Here is an 18565-nt window from a genome sequence, read left to right as displayed (position 1 = left end):
CTGCGGACAGGACCTAACTACTCGGCTTTGGCCAGGAGTTCGTGGGCCAGCACGTCGGCGAAGGTGAAGCTGCCGGTCGGCTGGTCGTTCTCCCCGAGCAGGTAGAGCCGCTTCACCGCGACGAGGATTCCCTCGGCGACGACATCGCGGAACGCCGGGTCGGACAGCCGGGCCCGGTCGTCGACGTTGGTGAGGTAGCCGATCTCGATGCGGACCGCCGGGCAGCGGGTGAGCCGCAGGATGTCCCATGTCTTCGGGTGTGTCCCGCAGTCCCGCAGGCCCGTGCGCATGGCCAACTCGCGCTGGATCAGCCCGGCCATGGCCTCGCCGAGGGTCGACGTCGTGCCGTTGCCACTGCCGAAGTGGAAGCTCGCGACGCCCTGGGCGCGCGGCGAGGCGTTCGAGTCGGTGTGCAGCGAGAGGAACAGGTCGGCGCCCGCCTCGTTGGCGAACGCGGCGCGGGCCTCGTCCGGCGGGCACTGCTCGCGGCCGCGGGAAAGCAGGGCCTCCATGCCGGTGGCGACCATCCGGCCTTCGAGCCTGCTGGCCAGATCCCACATCAGGTCGGATTCGTTGACCCCGCCGACCGACAGCCCGGTGTCGGCGCCGCCGTGGCCCGGGTCGATGACGATCCGCTTGCCGCGCAGGCGCGGACCGGCCTTGCGGACCCGCTCCTGCTCGCGCAGCAGGACCGGGCGGCCGCCGCGGGCGCGCGGGGACAGCTGGCGCAGGGCGCGGACCGTCTCCGGGCCGCAGATGCCGTCGACGGTCAGGCCGTAGTCGCGCTGGAAGTTGCGCAGGGCCGACTCGGTCTGGGCGCCGAAGACGCCGTTGGGCCTACCCGCGTCGTAGCCGAGCTCGAGCAGGCGTTCCTGCAGGGTGAGCACGTCGTCGCCGGTGATCGGGGCGGAGACCATGAACGCGAGCGGACGGCCACCGAGCTGGTGGGTCGCGTCGCGCAGGGCGCGGTAGGTGGCCGGGCCGACGAGCCCGTCGGTGATCAGTCCACGCTGCTGCTGGAAGGCGCGAACGGCGTGTTCCATGGCCTGGTCGAACAACCCAGGTTCAGTCATGCCGGTGACCGAAGGCAGCAGGCCCAGCGCAAGAAGCGTGGACCGGACCTCGGTTACAGCAGGACCCCCATCGCCGCGGCGGAGTACCCGCATGCACCCTCGCTCTCCGGTTGGGCTCCGGCGGAGCCGGAGCGGTTCCTGACAGCTCATCATTGTGCCCTGTCAGCCTGGCCACTTCGCGGAAGGGGCGTGGGTGGGTCAGAGAAACGCCGAACCCGGGGCCCCGCGTCCTTAACGAGACGCGCGTACCCCGGGTTCGGGTTGCTTCGCCGACCGCTTTTATCAGGCGAGATAGTCCTCGAGGTCCTTGAGGATGGCCGCCTTGGGCTTGGCGCCGACGATGGTCTTCACCGGCTGGCCCTTCTCGAACAGGATCATGGTCGGCACGGACATGATCTTGTAGTCACGGGCGATGCCGGGGTTCTGGTCGATGTCGAGCTTCGCGACGGTGATCTTCTCGGGGTTGTCGCGGGCGATCTCCTCCAACACCGGGGCGACCATCTTGCACGGGCCGCACCAGGTGGCCCAGAAGTCCACGAGAACGGGCTTGTCGCTCATCAGCACCTCGTCCGCGAACGAGTTGTCGGTCACGAGGACGGTGTTGCCTGCCATCTTCTCTCCCTGTGGTGTGTGTGAATGGTCAGTTGGCGGAGGCGTAGCCGCCACCGACGAACTCGGAGGCGATCTCGGCCTTGGCCTCGCCGTGCTCGGCGAGCCAGCGCTCCGCGTCGATCGCGGCCGCGCAGCCGGAGCCCGCGGCGGTGATGGCCTGGCGGTACTCGTGGTCCACGAGGTCACCGGCGGCGAACACGCCGTCGAGGTTGGTGTAGGTGCTCTGGCCCTTGACCAGCACGTAGCCCGCGTCGTCGAGGTCGACCTGGCCCTTGACCAGCGCGCTGCGCGGGTCGTGGCCGATCGCGACGAAGAAGCCGGTGACCGGCAGTTCGGAGACCTCGCCGGTGATCGTGTCGGCGATCTTGAGGCCGGTCACGCTGGTGTCGCCGAGGACCTCGGTGACCGCGGTGTTGAGCTGCCAGCGGATCTTCTCGTTGGCCTTGGCGCGCTCCAGCATGATCTTCGACGCCCGGAACTCCTCGCGCCGGTGGATGATCGTGACCGACTTGGCGAAGCGGGTGAGGAAGGTGGCCTCCTCCATCGCCGAGTCGCCGCCGCCGAGGACGGCGATGTCCTGGTCGCGGAAGAAGAACCCGTCGCAGGTGGCGCACGCGGAGACGCCGCGGCCGAGCAGTTCCTGCTCACCGGGCACGTTGAGGTAGCGGGCGGCCGCGCCCATGGCGAGCACGACGGCCTTCGCCGCGTAGCGCGTCCCGTTGGCGGTCACGTACTTGATCTCGCCGGTGAGGTCGACTTCCTCGACGTCCTCGGGACGGAGTTCGGCGCCGAACCGCTCGGCCTGCGCGCGCATCTGCTCCATCAGGTCCGGGCCCATGATGCCGTCGCGGAAGCCGGGAAAGTTCTCGACCTCGGTGGTGGTCATCAGGGCGCCGCCGAACTGGGACCCCTCGAAGACCAGCGGTTCGAGCTGGGCGCGCGCCGCGTACACGGCCGCTGTGTACCCGGCTGGCCCGGAACCGATGATGATCAGGTTCCGGATCTGGTCCACGTCCGCAGGCATTTGCCCTCCATCGACTCCGCCGGACGTCTTGCCCGGTCGCATTGGATGTCAACGCGATCGTAGGGGCCGGTTGTTCCGCCGCCGTCGGTGACAGGGCACACGAGTGCGGGGGACCTCGGCAGAGATCCCCCGCAAACGTTTGCGATCAGGTGGTTCAGCGGCCGATCGTGCCGTTGAACAGCTCGGTGCAGTCAGCCTGGACGACGAGGATGCGGAACTTGGTGGCCTCGCCGGTGGTGAGCATCGCCATCACGCCCGGCTTTCCGTCGAGTGTGACCGGCCGGACGCCGATGGTCTGCGCCTTCGCCGGGTCGAGCCCACTGCGCTCAAGGCACTTGTCGAGACCGGCCTGGTCCTTGAGCGGGCCGTAGTCCTTCTTGCCGCCCAACTGCCCCGCGACGGTGCCGATGTCCTCGGTCTTCACCGCGAGTGGCGGCTCCACGCCCGTGCCCTCCGCCGCGGACGGCACCGGGGCGGCGACGCCATCGGTGGTCTGCTTCGCGCCGGGCAGCACCGCGACCGTCACCGCGACGGCGGCCGCGGCCGCGGTCAGAGCGCCGACACCCCACGCCATCCGGCGGGAGCGCTTGCGCCGAGCCTCAGCCAGGTCGATGACCGGGGCGCCCGCCTGCTGACCACTGAACGCACGCCGGGCCTCAGCGTCGAGTGCCGCGTCGAGCCGGGCGGCGAAGTGCGCGGGCATCGGCGGTGCCGGGGCGTCGCGCAGTTGCTCCAGGTCGTCCTTGACCGAGTCGAGCGCGTCGATGATCGCTCGGGCCTGCGGGTCGGTGTTGACCTGGGCCCACAGCTGGGCGCTCTCGCGCGGATCCAGCACGCCCGCGTGCAGGTCGGCGAGCAAGTCGACAGACCACGGCGACCTGTCGGGGATGCCAGTGCCCCGAGTCCCGTCCGTCATCGTCCCTCCAAGTGGCGCCGAGTCGGCGCGTCTCGCCGTTCGATAGCGTCACCTGGGACGTTCGCATCTGCACTCGGGTTCCGCAGATGGCCGAGAACTTTCGCCAACTTGGCACGGCCACGGGCGCAGCGGCTCTTCACCGTGCCCTCGGCGATACCCAGCATCTTCGCCGTCTCGGCTACGGAATAGCCCTCGACGTCGACGAGCACGATCGGCACCCGCTGCTCCTCGGACAGCTCGGCCAGCGCGGTACGCACGACCAGGCTGGTCTCCCGGTCGGACATGGCGTCGCGCGGGCTGACCGGCTCACCCGGCCCGGTCTCGGGCAGTGGCACCGTGGGCCGGGCCTGGCGTCTGCGGACGCGGTCCAGGCAGGCGTTGACGACGATCCGGTGCAGCCAGGTGGTGACCTGGGACTCGGCCCGGAATGAGCCGGCGGCGCGGAACGCGGAGATGAACGCCTCTTGCAGGGCGTCGGCCGCTTCCTCGGGGTCGCGCAGCGTGCGCAGGGCGACGGCCCAAAGTCTGTCGCGGTGCCGGTGGACTAGCTCGGAGAAGGCGCGCGGATCCCCGGCGGCATGGGCCGCGATGAGGTCGGCGTCCGAACTGGCGGCGGCGGTCACGCGGCTAGCGTATCGGGAGGTGACTGTGGCATGGCGCCGGCTCTGCCGAGCGTGGTGGACAGCCGTGTTCTGCGGGTCCTCGAAACGTCACCGCGACCGAGAGAGTGAACCGTTGAGCAGGGCGGGTGTCTGATCAGCCACGTCGGCGCTAATTGTCACTGGCGCGGAGGAAGCGGATTTCGGTTAGTTCCGAGACGTTGCCCTCGGCGAGGGTGGTGATCCAGATGAGCACGTGCTGGGTGGGTTCGGCGCTGTCGAGTTGCAGTTTTGTCTGCCCGGCCTGCAGCGTCGCGCGGCCGATGACCTTTGTCTCGTCGAGCTTCGGGCGCTCGGTGGGCGCGGTGCGGATCTCGATGACCGTGCCGTCGCTCGGCGAGTCGATGATGACCTCGGCGAACGGGACCGGCTCGGCGAACGACGCCATGATCCCGATTCCGGGCTTGAGCGCGGGGAACGGCTGCGCGTAGGCGTCGGTCTTCCACGCGGTCTTCAGGTCGCCGTCGACCGCGAACGTGGCTCGCCGCGGATTGTCGGCGGTGCCCTTGACGTTGTAGACCCGCACGCCCGCGGCCTGGATCGGCTCGCCCGGCTGAGGTGGTGGCGGGCCGTTCTGCGGGTTGCCGCCGGGGGCGGTCGCCACGATCGTCGGGCCCCCCGCGCCGGGCTCCGTGTCGCCGAAGAAGCTGATGAGCTGCATGCCCAGCCAGGCCAGCACGCCGACCGTCGCCACGGCCAGAGCGGTCACACCGACCGCGAGCTTGCGCCGGGTGGCGCGGTCGTTGCTGGGCCGTCGCGTCGTCCAGACCGTGCCGTCGTCCTCGTAGTCATCGTCGTCGGAGATGGCCTGGAGCTGGTGGGTCTCGTCGTCGATGTACTTCGCCCGCTCCAGAACCCGGATCAGTCCGGCGCTGGTGCGGATCCCGCCGATGGAGTCGCCGGACAGGCAGCGCAGCGCGACCTCGGACAGCTCCTGCGGGATGTACGAGTACAGCGCGCGGGGCGCGACGACGTGGCCGTCCGGGCCCAACGGCGCGGCCGGGACGCCTTCCGGCCCACCCGGCAGCGGCCACCGGCCGGTGAGCAGCAGGTAGAGGATCGCGCCGAGGCCGCTCACGTCGTCGTGCAGGCTCGCCTCGGCGGGCGCGCCGAGGAACGCGAGGAAGAGGGTGCCCTGCGGGGTGACCCGGATGCGCTGCGGGTGGTCGAGGCCGAGGACCAGGCCGGTGTGGTGGGCGGCCTCGGCCGCGGCGGCGAGCGGTTCGAGCAGGCTGGCCGCGATGGCCGACGGCACCGGGTACTCGGCGACCAGGTCGATCAGGTCGGTGCCGCGGACCCAGTCGGCCACGATGATGCCGATGAGTCCCTCACCGGCGCCGATCCCGCTGCCCTGGCTGAGCACGTCGAGCACCCGGGCCTTGCCGGGGTGGTTCAGCGTGGTGGCGTGCGCGGCCCGCTCCAGCGTTCGCCGGGCGGCGGCCACCGCGGCGGCGTCGCCCGGGTCGCCCGCTAGCAGGGTCAGCGCGACATCGCGGCGCAGGTAGCTGTCCTGGGCTCGCCAGAAGTGGGCGTTCATCCGCTGGTCGACGCCGAACTGGGCGACCAGCCGGTATCGGCCGTCGCCGATCACGCCGCCGGGGACGAGGAAGCCCGGGCCGGCACCGCGGCCTGCCGCATCCTCGCCCGTCGGGTACTCGGTTCGCCTCGTGGTCACCTATGTCTCCAGCACGCCGGTCGTGCCGAGGGTACGTGAAACCGCGCCGAGACCGGCGTTCATCTCGTTACCCACGGCGCACGAGTCGGGTGATCCTGCTCGTAGCGGGCTTGAGTTCGGGCACCTTCAACGCCATCAGAACACCCACCATGACGACACCGCCAATCAGGGATTGCACGATCAGAACGATCCAGGCACGCAGCATCGAGTCGATCTGGCCGGGCATCAGGAGCCGGGTGGCCAGCCACGCGGCACCGATACCCGCGAGACCCGCCAGCACACTCTTCGCGATCACAGTGATGATCTTCTTGCTGTGCAGGTTGCCCAAGCGCACCCAAAGCCACATCTGACCGAGCACGGCGCCCACGACGAACGTCAGCGAGTTGACCAGCAGCACGCCGATCACGACCTGGCCGGGCTCGACCACCGCGTCGCACATGTAGAGCAGCGGGATCTTGACCACCGTCATCACGAGCATGATCAGGGTTGGGGTGCGCGCGTCCTTCATGGCGTAGAACACCCGCAGCTGCAACATCACCAACGCGTACGGCAGCAGCCCGAACGCGGAGAACGCGAGCGCCGTGCCGAGCCGTGTGGCTTGGCTGAGATCAGTGGCCCCGGCTCGGAACAAGGCGATTCCGACGGCGACACCGGACACGGTGAGGATCGCGCTGATCGGGACCAGCATGACCGCGGACAGCCTGCTGCCGGTGGAGAGATCGTCGACCACCTTCTGCGTGTCGCCGTCGGCGGCGGCGCGACTCATTCTCGGCAGAATCGCGGTCAGCAGTGACACGCCGATGACGCCATAGGGCAACTGGAACAGCAGCCATGCCTGGGCGTAGATGCTGACTCCGCCCGCGTCTCCCCTGGAGAGCACCCGCTGGGTGACCACCATGCCGACCTGGCTGATCAGGACGTACCCGAGGATCCAGAGGGCGAGCCCGCCGAACTCCTTGAGCCGGGCGTCGAATCCCCATGTCCACTTGTACTTGAAGCCGATCCGCTTGAGCGCGGGCAGCAGGATGACGGCCTGCACGACAATGCCGAGCGTGACGCCGATGCCCAGGACCAGCAGCTTCGCGTCGCCCATCCGCACCGGGTTCAGCGAGAGCTCGCCGGGCACGATCGTGTATGCCAACAGAGTGGCCATCACGACCAGGTTGTTGACCACCGGCGCCCACGCGGTCGGACCGAACACATGCTTGGCCTGAAGGATGGCCGACAACAGCGCGAACAGTCCGTAGAAGAGGATTTCGGGCAGCAACAGGTAGGCGAATGCCGTGGCGAGTTCGGGGTTCGCCTTGCCGGTCGAGCCGTCCATGTAGATCCGGGTGAACACCGGGGCCAGCGCCACGGCGATCACCGTGGCGATCGCCAGACCGGTCATGCCGACGGTCAACAGGCGGTTGATGTAGGTCTGGCCACCGTCGGGGTCGTCGTGGGAACGCACCAGCAGCGGCACCACGATGCTCGCGAGCACACCGCCGAGCAGCAGCTCGAAGATGATGTTGGGGAGTGTGTTGGCGATGGTGAAGGAGTCTTGGATCACCCCGAATCCGACGATCCAGCCGAGCATCAGCTTCCAGAAGAAGCCCGTGAGTCGGCTGACCATCGTGGCGATGGCCATCGACCCGGTCGCGCGGGCCAGTGAGGGCACCGCCTTCTTCTGTGCGCCCTGCTCCACCGTCGTTTTCCTCGCTCTTTCGCGCCTATAGATCGTTCTCGGCGGCCGCGGCCATCCGCTTCGCGCGAATCCGGCGGAACAGCCGCAGGCTGACCAGCAGCACCAGCGCGCCCGCCGCCGTGCCGGTGACCGCCAGGGTGATGCTGCCGTAGGAGGTGGAGTTCAGCTTCACCTGGGAGGTGGCTCCGAGGGTGGTGCCGCTCTCCGTGGTCAGCCAGACGTCCACAGTGAAGCGGCCCGCGCGGGTCACCTCGACGGGCAGAAACTGTGTCGTCGAGTGCCCAGCGGGGATGCGGACATAGACCGCCTGGTCGGAACGCAGACCGGGGGTGTCCCCCACGTTGACCCTGGCGCGCACGGCGACCGGCAGGCCGTTGGTGATGTACGCCGGGATCGGGCTGTCCGACGACGCCAGGGACAGCGGCACACCGGAGTCGTTGAGCGTCACCCGGGACAACAACGCCTTGAGTTGTCGGCCCGCGTGTCTCGTGGCGTTCGACGCCTCGGCGGGCCGCGAGCGCCACGCCGTCGAGGACGCGCGGATCAGGTCGTCGCGGATGGGGGCGAGCAGATCGCTCGGGTCGAGCAGGACGGTGGCGTCCTTGGTGAAGACGTTCTTGATCAGCTCACGCTGGACGGTGTTGATCCGGGCGATCTCGGCCGCGACCGGCGCGGTGACCTCGGCGCCGCTGTCCTGCGCCGAGTAGTCCAGGCCTGCCGCCTTGCCCTGGTCGGGGAGGTCGATGAGCGAGGGCAGGGGCAGCGGCAGGGTGTAGCCCTGGGATTGCAGCGACTGCAGGGTCTGCAGGAACACCCGCAACTCGCCGACGGACGCCGACCACCGGCGTGGGGGCGCTACCAGCACGTTCTGTCCGGCGGTGAACGCGCCGCGGAAGACCAGCGTCGCGAGCCCGTTCTGCACCGAGGACGTCTTTACCGTCGACTCGCCGCCGCGCGGGGCCAGGGAGGAGGCCACCAGGGTGTCGTATGGGATGGCCCGCACCGAGTCGCCGTTCAGACTCAGCGGCGCCTTGCCGACGACCTGCTGCAGCTTGGCGGAGTCGGCCAGCACGGTCGTGCGCCGGGCGCTCGACAGGTCGGCGAGGGTGCGCTGGTCGAGCGTGCCGCCGTCGGGCCACACGACACCGGGCTGCGGTTTCACCTGCAGCGTCGTCTCGATGATGTCCGACGCCGAGATCGCGACGGTCTGCAGGTCGACGGTGTCGGACCGGGAGAGCGCGACCAGGTCGGCGTCGGCGAACGGAAGCGACACCACACACTGGCCCTTGGTGAGGTCGCGGAGCACCGACAGCCACAGGGCGGCCGTCTCCGTGCCCCTGCCTTCGCTGACCATGCCGTCGCGCCCGACGAGGTAGCCCTTCGACATGAGGTCGACCTGGTGGACCAGGTCGGGATCGATCGCGAAGCACAGCGAGCGCAGCAGCGTGTTGTCCGCCACGGCCGCCTGCTGCACGGCGTTGAGGAGGCTGAAGAGCCTGCCGCCGCTCAGCGAGTCGGCCAGCCCCTCGTCGGCGAAGACCGGCTTCCCGCCGCCGATCGGAATCTCCACCGGCCGCGGCTGCTCGTCGACCAGCGGCCACAACATCCCGACCCTGGATGGGTCCGCGGGCCGGGCGATCGCGTCGCCGCCGGGCACCGACAGGACCGGCAGTAGCGCGGTCATGGCGCCGATCCGCTCGGCCGTGCCGAAGTCGGGAACGCCGTTGAAGTTCAGCAGCAACTGGTAGATGCCGGGTTTGTCGATCTTGAGGGAGCCACGCTCCGGCCCGAGGCCCACGGTCAGCTCGAAGCGCGTCGACTGCCCCCGCTCCAGCTTGCGGACGACGTCTTTGAAGACGCTGGCCGTCGGCTTGGTCAGCGCGGTCGACTTCTGTGGCTCGTCGAGGGCCCGGCGCAGCGCCGACTCGTCGCCGAGCAGGTCGCCCCGCTCCAGGCGCACCTGGATGTCGTCGATTCGGCGATCACCCGTATTGGTGATCGTTCCGGTGACGGTGACCGTCTGGGTGGTCGCGTCGGCGACTCTCGGGGTGAGCTGGTCCAAGTCGACTCGGATGCGTTCGGTGGTCTGGGCGGTCGCCTCGCCGAGTGGCGCACCGAGCACGACCAGCACCGCGGCCAGCGTCGCCAGCCCGGCGCGACGCAGTCGAGTGATCACGAAGTCTCTCCAGCCATGGGGTCAGCCTCGGCCGACTTCGTCGCGTTCGACCGGACCGGGTGAGAGTGGATGCTCGGAGAGTAGTTGCCTCGCTTTGCGGACCAGACGGCGCTCGTCCGCATAGGCGAGTCTCGCCTCCAGCTCGTCGAAGTCCACCCACGCGACCTCGGTCACTTCCAGGTCTTCGTCGGAGAGCTCATAGGTGTGGGCGACCAGCAGGAAATGGTGCACCGTCTTGTGGATGCGCTTGGCTCCGTCGGCGATGAACCAGTAGTCGATGGTGCCCAGCGGCCGGACGACCTCGCCGTCGATCCCCGTCTCCTCGGCGACCTCGCGGACCGCCGTCTGCTCCGGGGTCTCCCCCGGCTCGATGTGGCCCTTGGGCAGCGACCACAGCAGCCTGCCCCGCCGGTCGAGGCGGCCGATCAGGGCCACCCGGTCGGTGGCCGCGTCGAGCACCAGCCCGCCCGCCGAGGTCTCGTCGACCGTCGCCAGCTTCGGCCCGCGCTTGCGGAAGCGACGCCCGCTCCGGGCGCCTCGGGACCTTCCGGACGACGGGGGCATATTCGCGATGGTAATGCGATCGGCGACCTCGGGGACGGGCGTCGCTCGACCCTGTGGATAACCGGTTACGCTCGTTCATTGTGTCTGCCCCAGTGTCGCGGCCTGTCTCCTCAGCGCAGGCCGCCCAGAACGCGGTTGTGGAACTCATGCGGGTTTCGCCGATCGCGGATGATCTCGCCACCCGGTTCACCCAGGCGGGCCACCGCCTCTATCTCGTCGGCGGCCCCGTCCGCGACGCGATGTTGGGCCGGATGGGCAACGACCTCGACTTCACCACCGACGCCCGGCCCGAGCAGATCATGAAGATCGTGAGCGGCTGGGCGGACGCGATCTGGGACACGGGCATCGCCTTCGGCACCGTCGGCGCGACCAGGCAGGGCACCACCTGCGAGATCACCACCTTCCGGGCCGACGCCTACGACCGGGTGAGCCGCAATCCCGAGGTCCAGTTCGGCGACTCGATCGAGGCCGACCTGGTCCGCCGCGACTTCACGGTCAACGCGATGGCCATCGACTTGTCGACAAAGCGCTTCATCGACCCGCACGACGGCATGGCCGCGCTGGCCGAGCGCAGGCTGGACACCCCCGCGACCCCGCAGGAGTCCTTCGCCGACGACCCGCTGCGGATGATGCGCGCCGCCCGGTTCGTCAGCCAGCTCGGCTTCACCCCCGCGCCGCGGGTGGTCGAGGCGCTGTCGTCGATGAGCGGCGAGATCGCACGGATCACCCCCGAGCGGATTCAGACCGAGCTGTCCAAGCTGCTCTGCGGCACGCACCCGCGCGAAGGCATCGCGCTGCTCGTGGACAGCGGCCTGGCCGACCACGTCCTGCCGGAACTGCCCGCGATGCGGCTTGAGATCGACGAGCACCATCAGCACAAGGACGTCTACGAGCACTCGCTGGTCGTGCTCGACCAGGCGATCGACCTCGAGGACAAGGACGCAGAACCGGACCTGGTGCTGCGGCTGGCCGCGCTGCTGCACGACATCGGCAAGCCCGACACCCGGCGGCTCATCCCCGGCGGCGGTGTCAGCTTCCATCACCACGAGGTCGTCGGCGCCAAGATGGTGCGCAAGCGTTTGAAGGCGCTGCGGTACTCCAAGGACATCACCGAGTCGGTCGCGAAGCTGGTGTTCCTGCACCTGCGGTTCCACGGCTACGGCAACGGTGAGTGGACCGACTCGGCCGTCCGCCGCTACGTCACCGACGCGGGCGAGATGCTCCCCCGCCTCCACAAGCTCGTGCGTGCCGACTGCACCACCCGCAACCGGCGCAAGGCGAACATGCTCCAGCGCACGTACGACGGCCTTGAGGAGCGCATCGCGCGAATCGCCGCCGAGGAGGATCTGGCCAAGGTGCGGCCGGACCTCGACGGCAACGAGATCATGCGGGTGCTCGGGCTGCCGCCGGGCCCGATGGTCGGCAAGGCGTGGACGTTCCTCAAGGAGCTGCGCCTCGACCGCGGCCCGCTGGAGTACGACGACGCCGTCGCCGCTCTGCGCGAGTGGGCGGCCGAGCAGGGCCTAGGGATGCCTTCGGGAGACGCTGACGAAGCCGGCGATGCCGATCAGGTAGCAGATGCCGGCGGCGGCGAACAGGCCCGGTGAGGTTCCGTCCGGCGCGACGACCAGGGCCGCGAGCGACACCGAGACGACCTGGGCGACGTTGAAAAGCGTGTCGTAGAGGGCGAACACCCGACCGCGGACCTCGTCGCCGATGTCGCGCTGCACGGCGGCGTCGACGCAGAGCTTCACGATCTGGCCCGCGTAGGACACGACCAGGGCGGCGGCCAGGGTCGTGATCATCAGCATCGGCAGGCCGAGCGCGACGACCGACACGCCGCCGACGACCAGCGCCGCGACCACCGTGCGGCGCCGGTAGAACTTGGCGACGATCCGGGCGGTCGTGAGCCCGGCGAGCAGGATGCCGAGCCCGACCATCCCCGCGACCTCGCCGAGTCCGGTCATGCCGGTCTCGAGCTTGAACCGGACCAGCAGCACGGTGAGCAGCAGCAGGATCCCGAACGCGGCCCGGTGCGCGAGCAGCGCCACGAACCCGGCGAGCACGGTCGGTGTGCGCACCGCGGCCCGGGCGCCGTCGAACAGCCCCCGTGCGATGGCGACGAGCGTCTGCGGCGGCTCGTCGACCTCGTCAGGCCCCAGCGCGCCCTTCGTGAACCGGGCGGCGAACAGCGCGGCGGCGACCGAGCCGAGCGTCGCGGCGGCCGTGGTGATCCCGGAGCCGAGGTCGTCGGAGCCGACCAGCGCCCGTAGTCCGACCGCGCAGCCCGCGCCGGTCACGGCGACGACCGCGCCGAGGGTCGTGGCCAGCGCGTTCGCCTCGATCAGGTTGCGCACCGGCACCACGTGCGGCAGCGACGCCGAGAGCCCCGACCCGACGAACCGGCTGATCCCGACCACGATCAGCGCCAGCGTGAAGAGCACCGGCTCGTCGGCGCCCATCGCCACCGTCGCCGCGGCCAGCAGGATCAGCAGCCCCCGAAGCGCGTTGGCCACGACCAGCACGTTGCGCCGGTCCCAGCGGTCGAGCAGGGCTCCCGCGAACGGTCCGATGAGCGAGTACGGCAGCAGCAGCGCGGTGAATCCGGCGGCGATGGCGAGGGGGTCGGCTTCGCGTTCGGGGTTGAACAGGACCGCGCCCGCGAGGCCCGCCTGGAGCATGCCGTCGCCCCACTGGGCGGCGAAGCGGCTGTAGAGCAGGCGACGGAAGCCGGAGATGGCCAGCAGCCTCCGCACGCCGATCCGGAGGTGGTGTGCCTCGTGATCGGTGGGGTGGCTGGTCTCGGCTCGCGTACTCACGACGGCTCAGCCTACGTCTCCGCGGAAGCCCCCGAACGCCGGAATGGGCGGCCCCGAAAGGGACCGCCCACCCGACACCGGCACCGGGTCGCCTCACGGCGAGTTGCACGACGTGGCTCCAGCCGAGCGGTATTCCACGAAGGCGGTTCTAGTTGAGCCCGGGGGACACACAGTGCCGACCTCATCATCAACGACGGACCCCCCGCTTTCGTTCCCGTCGACCGCGAAGGAGGGTCGGGCCGTTCACACTCGCCGCCCGGATGGGATCATGGCGTGGTGTCGTCCGACGCCTCCGTCGAGCCAGGGACGCTGCTGGTAGCCGCGCCCAGCCTGCTCGACGACAACTTCCGTCGCACGGTGGTCTACATCATCGACCACCGGAGTGAAGGCACGCTCGGAGTCGTCCTCAATCGGCCCAGCGACGTCCCGGTCGACGACGTGCTGCCCACCTGGGGCAGGCACGTGTCGGAGCCCAACTCGGTGTTCGTCGGCGGCCCGGTCGAGCAGAAGACCGCGCTGTGTCTGGCCGCGATGCACACCGGCGAACTGGTCGACGGGGTGACGGGCCTGATCGGCGTGCGCGGGCCGGTGGCGCTGGTCGACCTCGACGCCGACCCGGACATGCTTGTCCCCAAGTTCCGCGGGATGCGCGTGTTCGCGGGCTACGCGGGTTGGGACGTCGGCCAGTTGGCGGGCGAGATCGACCGCGGCGACTGGATCGTCGTCCCCGCCCTGCCCAACGACGTGTTCGCCCCGGCTGAGGAAGACCTCTGGGGTCGCGTCCTCCGCCGCCAAGGCATGCCGCTGGCGTTGCTGGCCACGCACCCGGGTGACGTCAAGGCGAACTAGTGGCTCGTCCTGGACGGGCCACTAGCGTGAACTCGGTTCGCCGCTTTCGCTGATAACGGGTGACACGTTCACCCAAGCCGAAAGGCACCTATGAGCACGGATGCCGAGATCATCCGGCGATCATGGCGCGAACCCGACGGGTTAGCCGAGATCTTCGACCGGCACGGCCCGCACATCCACCGCTATCTCGCCGATGGTGGTGTTCGACGAGAAGACCTATGCGCACCTCGGCACAGGCGATGCCTCCGTGGAGCGGACCGCGGTAGTCGACGAAGTCGGAATGTGACACGCCACCGCGACCGGGCGGATGGCTACGCCTTGCCGAGGACTCCGCAGCCACCGCACTGGCAGCCCGCGCAGCCCGCGGGGACCTCGGGAGCGGGTTCCGGCATGGCGGCGGCGGCGCGATGGCCCAGGACGCCCGCGGCGACGGTGATCGCCAGCAGGCCGACAGTGGCGATGATCGCCACGGTGAGCGCGCCCGCCGGGCTTGGCATGAGCAGGCCGACCGTGCCGCCGACCACGCCGATGAGCCCGGCGACGATGGTGGGCAGGCCCGCGACCTTGTTGGCGAGGCGGAAGGTCTCGTCGTCGCGCAGCGAGGCCGGGGTGCGGACACCGCCGAAGCGGTTGCGCGGCAGCCGCTCGGTCAGGCCGAGGAAGCCGACGGCGAGCAGCGGCAGACCGGCGATGAGCGGCACGAGCGGCACGAGGTTCACCACTCGATGGTAGGAGATTGCCCGCGGCGCCCTCGCCGGGCACCTGACCTGTGTGTTCCCGGTCATCTCCGAAAGCCGTTCGAGCCCGTGCGCTATTCTCTGGGCATGAGTACGGCCCGCCTGCTCCTTAGTTGGCCGCGCTGACCGACCGGTCACGCGCGGCGACCCCTCATGCCCAAGCGGGCTGGGGGGTTTTCGTTTTTCCTCAGGAGCACGCACCCCCGGAAGGAAACTGATGAGCCCCGATCCCCAGACACCCAGCGCCGCCGATGCCGTGCCGAGCCACCGGTACACGGCCGAGCTGGCCGGTCGGATCGAGAAGCGCTGGCAGGACCACTGGGAGGAACGCGGGACCTACCACGCGCCGAACCCGGTCGGACCGCTCAAGGGCGAGGTCCCCGCCGACAAGCTGTTCGTCCAGGACATGTTCCCGTACCCCTCGGGCGCGGGCCTGCACGTGGGCCACCCGCTGGGCTTCATCGGCACCGACGTCTTCGCCCGGTACCACCGGATGAACGGCCGAAACGTCCTGCACACCATGGGCTTCGACGCCTTCGGCCTGCCCGCCGAGCAGTACGCCGTGCAGACCGGGCAGCACCCGCGCAAGACCACCGAGGACAACATCCAGACCTACCTGCGGCAGATCCGCCGCCTGGGCCTGGGCCACGACGAGCGGCGCCGGATCTCCACGATCGACCCGAACTACTACCGCTGGACGCAGTGGATCTTCCTGCAGATCTTCAACTCCTGGTACGACGCCGACGCGGGCAGGGCGCGGCCGATCGCCGAGCTGGAAGCCGAGTTCGCCCTGGGCAAGCGGAACACCCCGGACGGGCGCGGCTGGTGCGAGCTGACCCGCGCCGAGCAGTACGCCGTGCTGAACGAGTACCGCCTGGTCTATCTGTCCGACGCCCCGGTCAACTGGGTCCCGGGCCTGGGCACGGTCGTGGCCAACGAAGAGGTCACCGCCGACGGTCGCAGTGAGCGCGGCAACTTCCCCGTGTTCCGCAAGAACCTGCGCCAGTGGATGATGCGGATCACCGCCTACGCCGACCGCCTGATCGACGACCTGGACCGGCTGGACTGGCCGGACAAGGTCAAGGCGATGCAGCGCAACTGGATCGGCCGGTCCCACGGCGCCCGGGTGAGCTTCCCGGTCGGCGAGCACGTGATCGAGGTGTTCACCACCCGCCCGGACACGCTGTTCGGCGCGACCTACATGGTCCTGGCGCCGGAGCACCCGCTGGTCGACGTGATCACCACCGCCGAGCACGTCGACGCGGTCGCCGAATACCGCCGGGTCGCGGCGAACAAGTCCGACCTGGACCGCCAGGAGAACAAGCAGAAGACCGGCGTCTTCACCGGCGCGCACGCGGTGAACCCGGTCGACGGCAAGGAAATCCCGGTTTACGTCGCCGACTACGTGCTGATGGGCTACGGCACCGGCGCGATCATGGCCGTCCCCGGCCAGGACCAGCGCGACTGGGACTTCGCCACCAAGTTCGACCTGCCGATCATCCGCACCGTCCAGCCGACCGAGGGCTTCGACGGCGAGGCGTTCACCGGTGAGGGTCCCGCGATCAACAGCGGTTTCCTGGACGGGCTGGAGATCGACGAGGCCAAGTCGACGATCATCGCCTGGCTGGAGGAGCACGGCCACGGCCGCGGCACCATCCAGTACAAGCTGCGCGACTGGCTGTTCTCGCGGCAGCGCTACTGGGGCGAGCCGTTCCCGATCGTCTACGACGAGGACAGCCAGCCGATCGCCCTGCCCGAGTCGATGCTGCCGGTCGAGCTGCCCGAGGTCGAGGACTACTCGCCGAGGACGTTCGACCCGATGGACGCCGACACCGAGCCGTCGCCGCCGCTGTCGCGGGCCGCCGAGTGGGTCGAGGTCGAGCTGGACCTGGGCGAGGGGAAGAAGAAGTACCGCCGCGACGCCAACACCATGCCCAACTGGGCGGGTTCGTGCTGGTACCAGCTGCGCTACGTCGACCCGACCGACACCGAGCGGTTCTGCGAGCCGGAGAACGAGCAGTACTGGCTGGGCCCGCGGAGCGACGGGGACCCGGGCGGTGTCGATCTGTACATCGGCGGCGTCGAGCACGCGGTGCTGCACCTGCTGTACTCGCGCTTCTGGCAGAAGGTCCTGTTCGACCTGGGCCACGTCAGCGCCGAGGAGCCGTACCGGCGCCTGTTCAACCAGGGCATGATCCAGGCCTACGCCTATGTCGACGAGCGCGGTGTGTACGTCGACGCTTCCAAGGTCGTCGAGCGCGACGGCAAGTACTTCTTCGGTGACCAGGAGGTCAAGCAGGAGTACGGGAAGATGGGCAAGAGCCTGCGCAACGTGGTCACGCCGGACGAGATGTGCGAGACCTACGGCGCGGACACCTTCCGCATGTACGAGATGTCGATGGGCCCGATGGACGTCTCCCGCCCGTGGGCGACCAAGGACGTCGTCGGCGCGCAGCGGTTCCTGCAGCGGCTGTGGCGCAACATCGTCGACGAGGAGACGGGCGAGGTCCGGGTCACCGACGCCGAGCCCGACGAGGCCACCCTGCGCGCGCTGCACAAGGCGATCGCGGGTGTGCACGAGGACTACTCGAACCTGCGCTACAACACCGCGGGCGCGAAGCTGATCGAGCTGAACAACCACCTCACCAAGAACTTCACCGAAGGCTGCCCGCGTGTGGTGGCCGAGGCGATGGTCCAGATGCTGGCGCCGCTGTGCCCGCACGTGGCCGAGGAGCTGTGGTCGAAGCTGGGCGCCACCGAGTCGCTGGCGCACGGGCCGTTCCCGACCGCCGACGAGCGCTACCTGGTCGAGGACACCGTCGAATACCCGATCCAGGTCAACGGCAAGGTGCGCGGCCGGATCACGGTGGCCGCGGGCGCGAGCCAGGACGAGGTGAAGGCGGCGGCGCTGGCCGAGGAGAAGGTCGCGGCCCTGGTCGCGGGCGGAACCCCGCGCAAGGTCATCGTCGTGCCGGGGCGTCTGGTCAACATCGTTCTGTAGTGAGGATCTCGGGGCTGGCCGGCGAATCAGTCGGACAGCCCCACCTCGCGAACCAGGTCGGCGAGCATCGACTCGAAGATGGGTTCGGCGTCGGTGACCGGGAACGGGAACTGCCCGAACACTTCCAGCGCGACCTGCCCGTAGAGCCGCACCCAGAACCGCAGCATCACGTACGCCGTGGCGAGCCCGAGCCGACTGTCCGCAATGGACACGCCTGCGGCGGCCATGGTGTCCAGCAGGTCCGACCGGAACACCGTCAGGTCCTTGACCAGTGTCGCCGGGATGTCCTGTTCCGGTGGGGTGACCAGTCCCCCGGCTGCGAGGATCCGGCCCGCCACGCCGAGGAAGATCCGGCCGAACGAGTCCCGCGCCGGGTCCTTCCTGGGGTCGTGCGGCGGCGTTGCGAACACGAGGGTGAACTCCTGCGGGTGTGCCAGGGCCCACCGCCGGAAGCCGCGGCACACCGCGAGCACCTGGGCGAGGTGGTCCGACTCGGCGACGTCCGCCAGGTCTTGGTCCAAGTCGCCGCCGAGGTCCGCGCAGACGTCGGCGCGGAGGTGTTCGATCAGGTCTTCGCGGGAGGCGTAGTACCGGTAGAGGGCGGGCGCGGTGATCCCCAGCTCCCGGGCGATCGCCCGCAGAGTCACCGCCTGAGGACCGTCGCTGATCAGCAGCGCGCGGGCCTGCCTGCGGATGTCGCGGTCCGTGTCGGCGCGGGCCCGGTCCCGACGAGTCCCCTGCGTCATGTGGTCTCCGCGATGTTGTGAACAGCG

The 18565-nt window shown here is 69.6% G+C and carries 15 protein-coding genes; 3 read left to right on the top strand and 12 right to left on the bottom strand.

Annotated elements, in window-relative coordinates; genetic code table 11:
• Positions 1 to 17 precede the first annotated feature (17 nt).
• From GPZ80_RS18720 to GPZ80_RS18680, 9 genes are all read right to left on the bottom strand, one after another.
• The gene (locus tag GPZ80_RS18720) at positions 18 to 1166 is read right to left on the bottom strand and encodes an N-acetylmuramoyl-L-alanine amidase (RefSeq protein WP_187221755.1); all 1149 of its coding nucleotides are present in this window, start codon (positions 1164 to 1166) and stop codon (positions 18 to 20) included.
• 189 nt (positions 1167 to 1355) lie between these two features.
• The gene (trxA, locus tag GPZ80_RS18715; RefSeq protein WP_187221753.1) at positions 1356 to 1685 is read right to left on the bottom strand and encodes a thioredoxin; all 330 of its coding nucleotides are present in this window, start codon (positions 1683 to 1685) and stop codon (positions 1356 to 1358) included.
• 28 nt (positions 1686 to 1713) lie between these two features.
• Entirely contained in the window at positions 1714 to 2709 is a 996-nt protein-coding gene (trxB, locus tag GPZ80_RS18710) for a thioredoxin-disulfide reductase (protein ID WP_187221751.1), read from the bottom strand.
• 154 nt (positions 2710 to 2863) lie between these two features.
• A complete protein-coding gene (locus GPZ80_RS18705) occupies positions 2864 to 3625 on the bottom strand; it encodes an RsmA family anti-sigma factor (RefSeq protein WP_187221750.1) in 762 nt (253 codons plus the stop codon).
• On the bottom strand, positions 3622 to 4248 hold the full coding sequence (gene sigM / locus GPZ80_RS18700; protein WP_091376888.1) for an RNA polymerase sigma factor SigM: 627 nt from the start codon (positions 4246 to 4248) through the stop codon (positions 3622 to 3624). The genes GPZ80_RS18705 and sigM overlap by 4 nt, the downstream gene beginning before the upstream one ends.
• A gap of 148 nt (positions 4249 to 4396) precedes the next feature.
• Positions 4397 to 5959 (bottom strand): protein kinase family protein, encoded by a 1563-nt coding sequence (locus GPZ80_RS18695; RefSeq protein ID WP_312880430.1) that lies wholly within the window; start codon positions 5957 to 5959, stop codon positions 4397 to 4399.
• A gap of 67 nt (positions 5960 to 6026) precedes the next feature.
• Positions 6027 to 7646 carry a murein biosynthesis integral membrane protein MurJ gene (gene murJ, locus GPZ80_RS18690; RefSeq protein ID WP_312880429.1) on the bottom strand — a complete coding sequence of 540 codons (1620 nt, stop codon included), beginning with the start codon at positions 7644 to 7646 and terminating at the stop codon, positions 6027 to 6029.
• 25 nt (positions 7647 to 7671) lie between these two features.
• Complete coding sequence (locus GPZ80_RS18685) at positions 7672 to 9822, bottom strand: DUF6049 family protein (RefSeq protein ID WP_187221748.1); 2151 nt, start codon at positions 9820 to 9822, stop codon at positions 7672 to 7674.
• 21 nt (positions 9823 to 9843) lie between these two features.
• Positions 9844 to 10386, bottom strand: a complete 543-nt coding sequence (locus GPZ80_RS18680) for an NUDIX hydrolase (RefSeq protein WP_187221746.1) — start codon at positions 10384 to 10386, stop codon at positions 9844 to 9846.
• 146 nt (positions 10387 to 10532) lie between these two features.
• Between GPZ80_RS18680 and GPZ80_RS18675 the strand changes: the two genes are divergently transcribed.
• Positions 10533 to 11993: a CCA tRNA nucleotidyltransferase gene (locus GPZ80_RS18675; protein WP_222719528.1), complete on the top strand. Its 1461-nt coding sequence runs from the start codon at positions 10533 to 10535 to the stop codon at positions 11991 to 11993.
• On the opposite strand, the gene GPZ80_RS18670 is transcribed toward GPZ80_RS18675, so the two are convergent.
• A complete protein-coding gene (locus GPZ80_RS18670) occupies positions 11910 to 13205 on the bottom strand; it encodes an MFS transporter (RefSeq protein WP_376771694.1) in 1296 nt (431 codons plus the stop codon). The two genes, GPZ80_RS18675 and GPZ80_RS18670, sit on opposite strands and share 84 nt — an antisense overlap.
• A gap of 276 nt (positions 13206 to 13481) precedes the next feature.
• Between GPZ80_RS18670 and GPZ80_RS18665 the strand changes: the two genes are divergently transcribed.
• A complete protein-coding gene (locus GPZ80_RS18665; protein ID WP_187221745.1) occupies positions 13482 to 14054 on the top strand; it encodes a YqgE/AlgH family protein in 573 nt (190 codons plus the stop codon).
• 311 nt (positions 14055 to 14365) lie between these two features.
• Here GPZ80_RS18665 and GPZ80_RS18660 read toward each other — a convergent pair whose 3' ends face one another.
• Complete coding sequence (locus tag GPZ80_RS18660; RefSeq protein WP_187221743.1) at positions 14366 to 14773, bottom strand: SdpI family protein; 408 nt, start codon at positions 14771 to 14773, stop codon at positions 14366 to 14368.
• A gap of 235 nt (positions 14774 to 15008) precedes the next feature.
• Here GPZ80_RS18660 and leuS point away from each other — a divergent pair, with 235 nt between their 5' ends.
• Positions 15009 to 17792: a leucine--tRNA ligase gene (gene leuS, locus GPZ80_RS18655; RefSeq protein WP_187221741.1), complete on the top strand. Its 2784-nt coding sequence runs from the start codon at positions 15009 to 15011 to the stop codon at positions 17790 to 17792.
• Positions 17793 to 17818: 26 nt separating this feature from the next.
• Here leuS and GPZ80_RS18650 read toward each other — a convergent pair whose 3' ends face one another.
• The gene (locus GPZ80_RS18650) at positions 17819 to 18538 is read right to left on the bottom strand and encodes a TetR/AcrR family transcriptional regulator (protein ID WP_187221739.1); all 720 of its coding nucleotides are present in this window, start codon (positions 18536 to 18538) and stop codon (positions 17819 to 17821) included.
• Positions 18539 to 18565: the final 27 nt, after the last annotated feature.

Source organism: Actinokineospora xionganensis (assembly GCF_014323725.1).
In the GTDB taxonomy this organism is placed as follows: Bacteria; Actinomycetota; Actinomycetes; order Mycobacteriales; family Pseudonocardiaceae; genus Actinokineospora; species Actinokineospora xionganensis.
The sequence above is the reverse complement of the archived record's forward strand: the minus strand, read 5'-3'. Positions and strand labels throughout refer to the sequence as shown.

What these genes read in the sequence shown, in the direction of transcription:
- GPZ80_RS18720 (WP_187221755.1), bottom strand. Translation starts at nt 1,166, where the DNA reads ATGCGGGTACTCCGCCGCGGCGATGGGGGTCCTGCTGTAACCGAGGTC.
- trxA (WP_187221753.1), bottom strand. Translation starts at nt 1,685, where the DNA reads ATGGCAGGCAACACCGTCCTCGTGACCGACAACTCGTTCGCGGACGAG.
- trxB (WP_187221751.1), bottom strand. Translation starts at nt 2,709, where the DNA reads ATGCCTGCGGACGTGGACCAGATCCGGAACCTGATCATCATCGGTTCC.
- GPZ80_RS18705 (WP_187221750.1), bottom strand. Translation starts at nt 3,625, where the DNA reads ATGACGGACGGGACTCGGGGCACTGGCATCCCCGACAGGTCGCCGTGG.
- GPZ80_RS18680 (WP_187221746.1), bottom strand. Translation starts at nt 10,386, where the DNA reads ATGCCCCCGTCGTCCGGAAGGTCCCGAGGCGCCCGGAGCGGGCGTCGC.
- GPZ80_RS18675 (WP_222719528.1), top strand. Translation starts at nt 10,533, where the DNA reads ATGCGGGTTTCGCCGATCGCGGATGATCTCGCCACCCGGTTCACCCAG.
- leuS (WP_187221741.1), top strand. Translation starts at nt 15,009, where the DNA reads ATGAGCCCCGATCCCCAGACACCCAGCGCCGCCGATGCCGTGCCGAGC.
- GPZ80_RS18650 (WP_187221739.1), bottom strand. Translation starts at nt 18,538, where the DNA reads ATGACGCAGGGGACTCGTCGGGACCGGGCCCGCGCCGACACGGACCGC.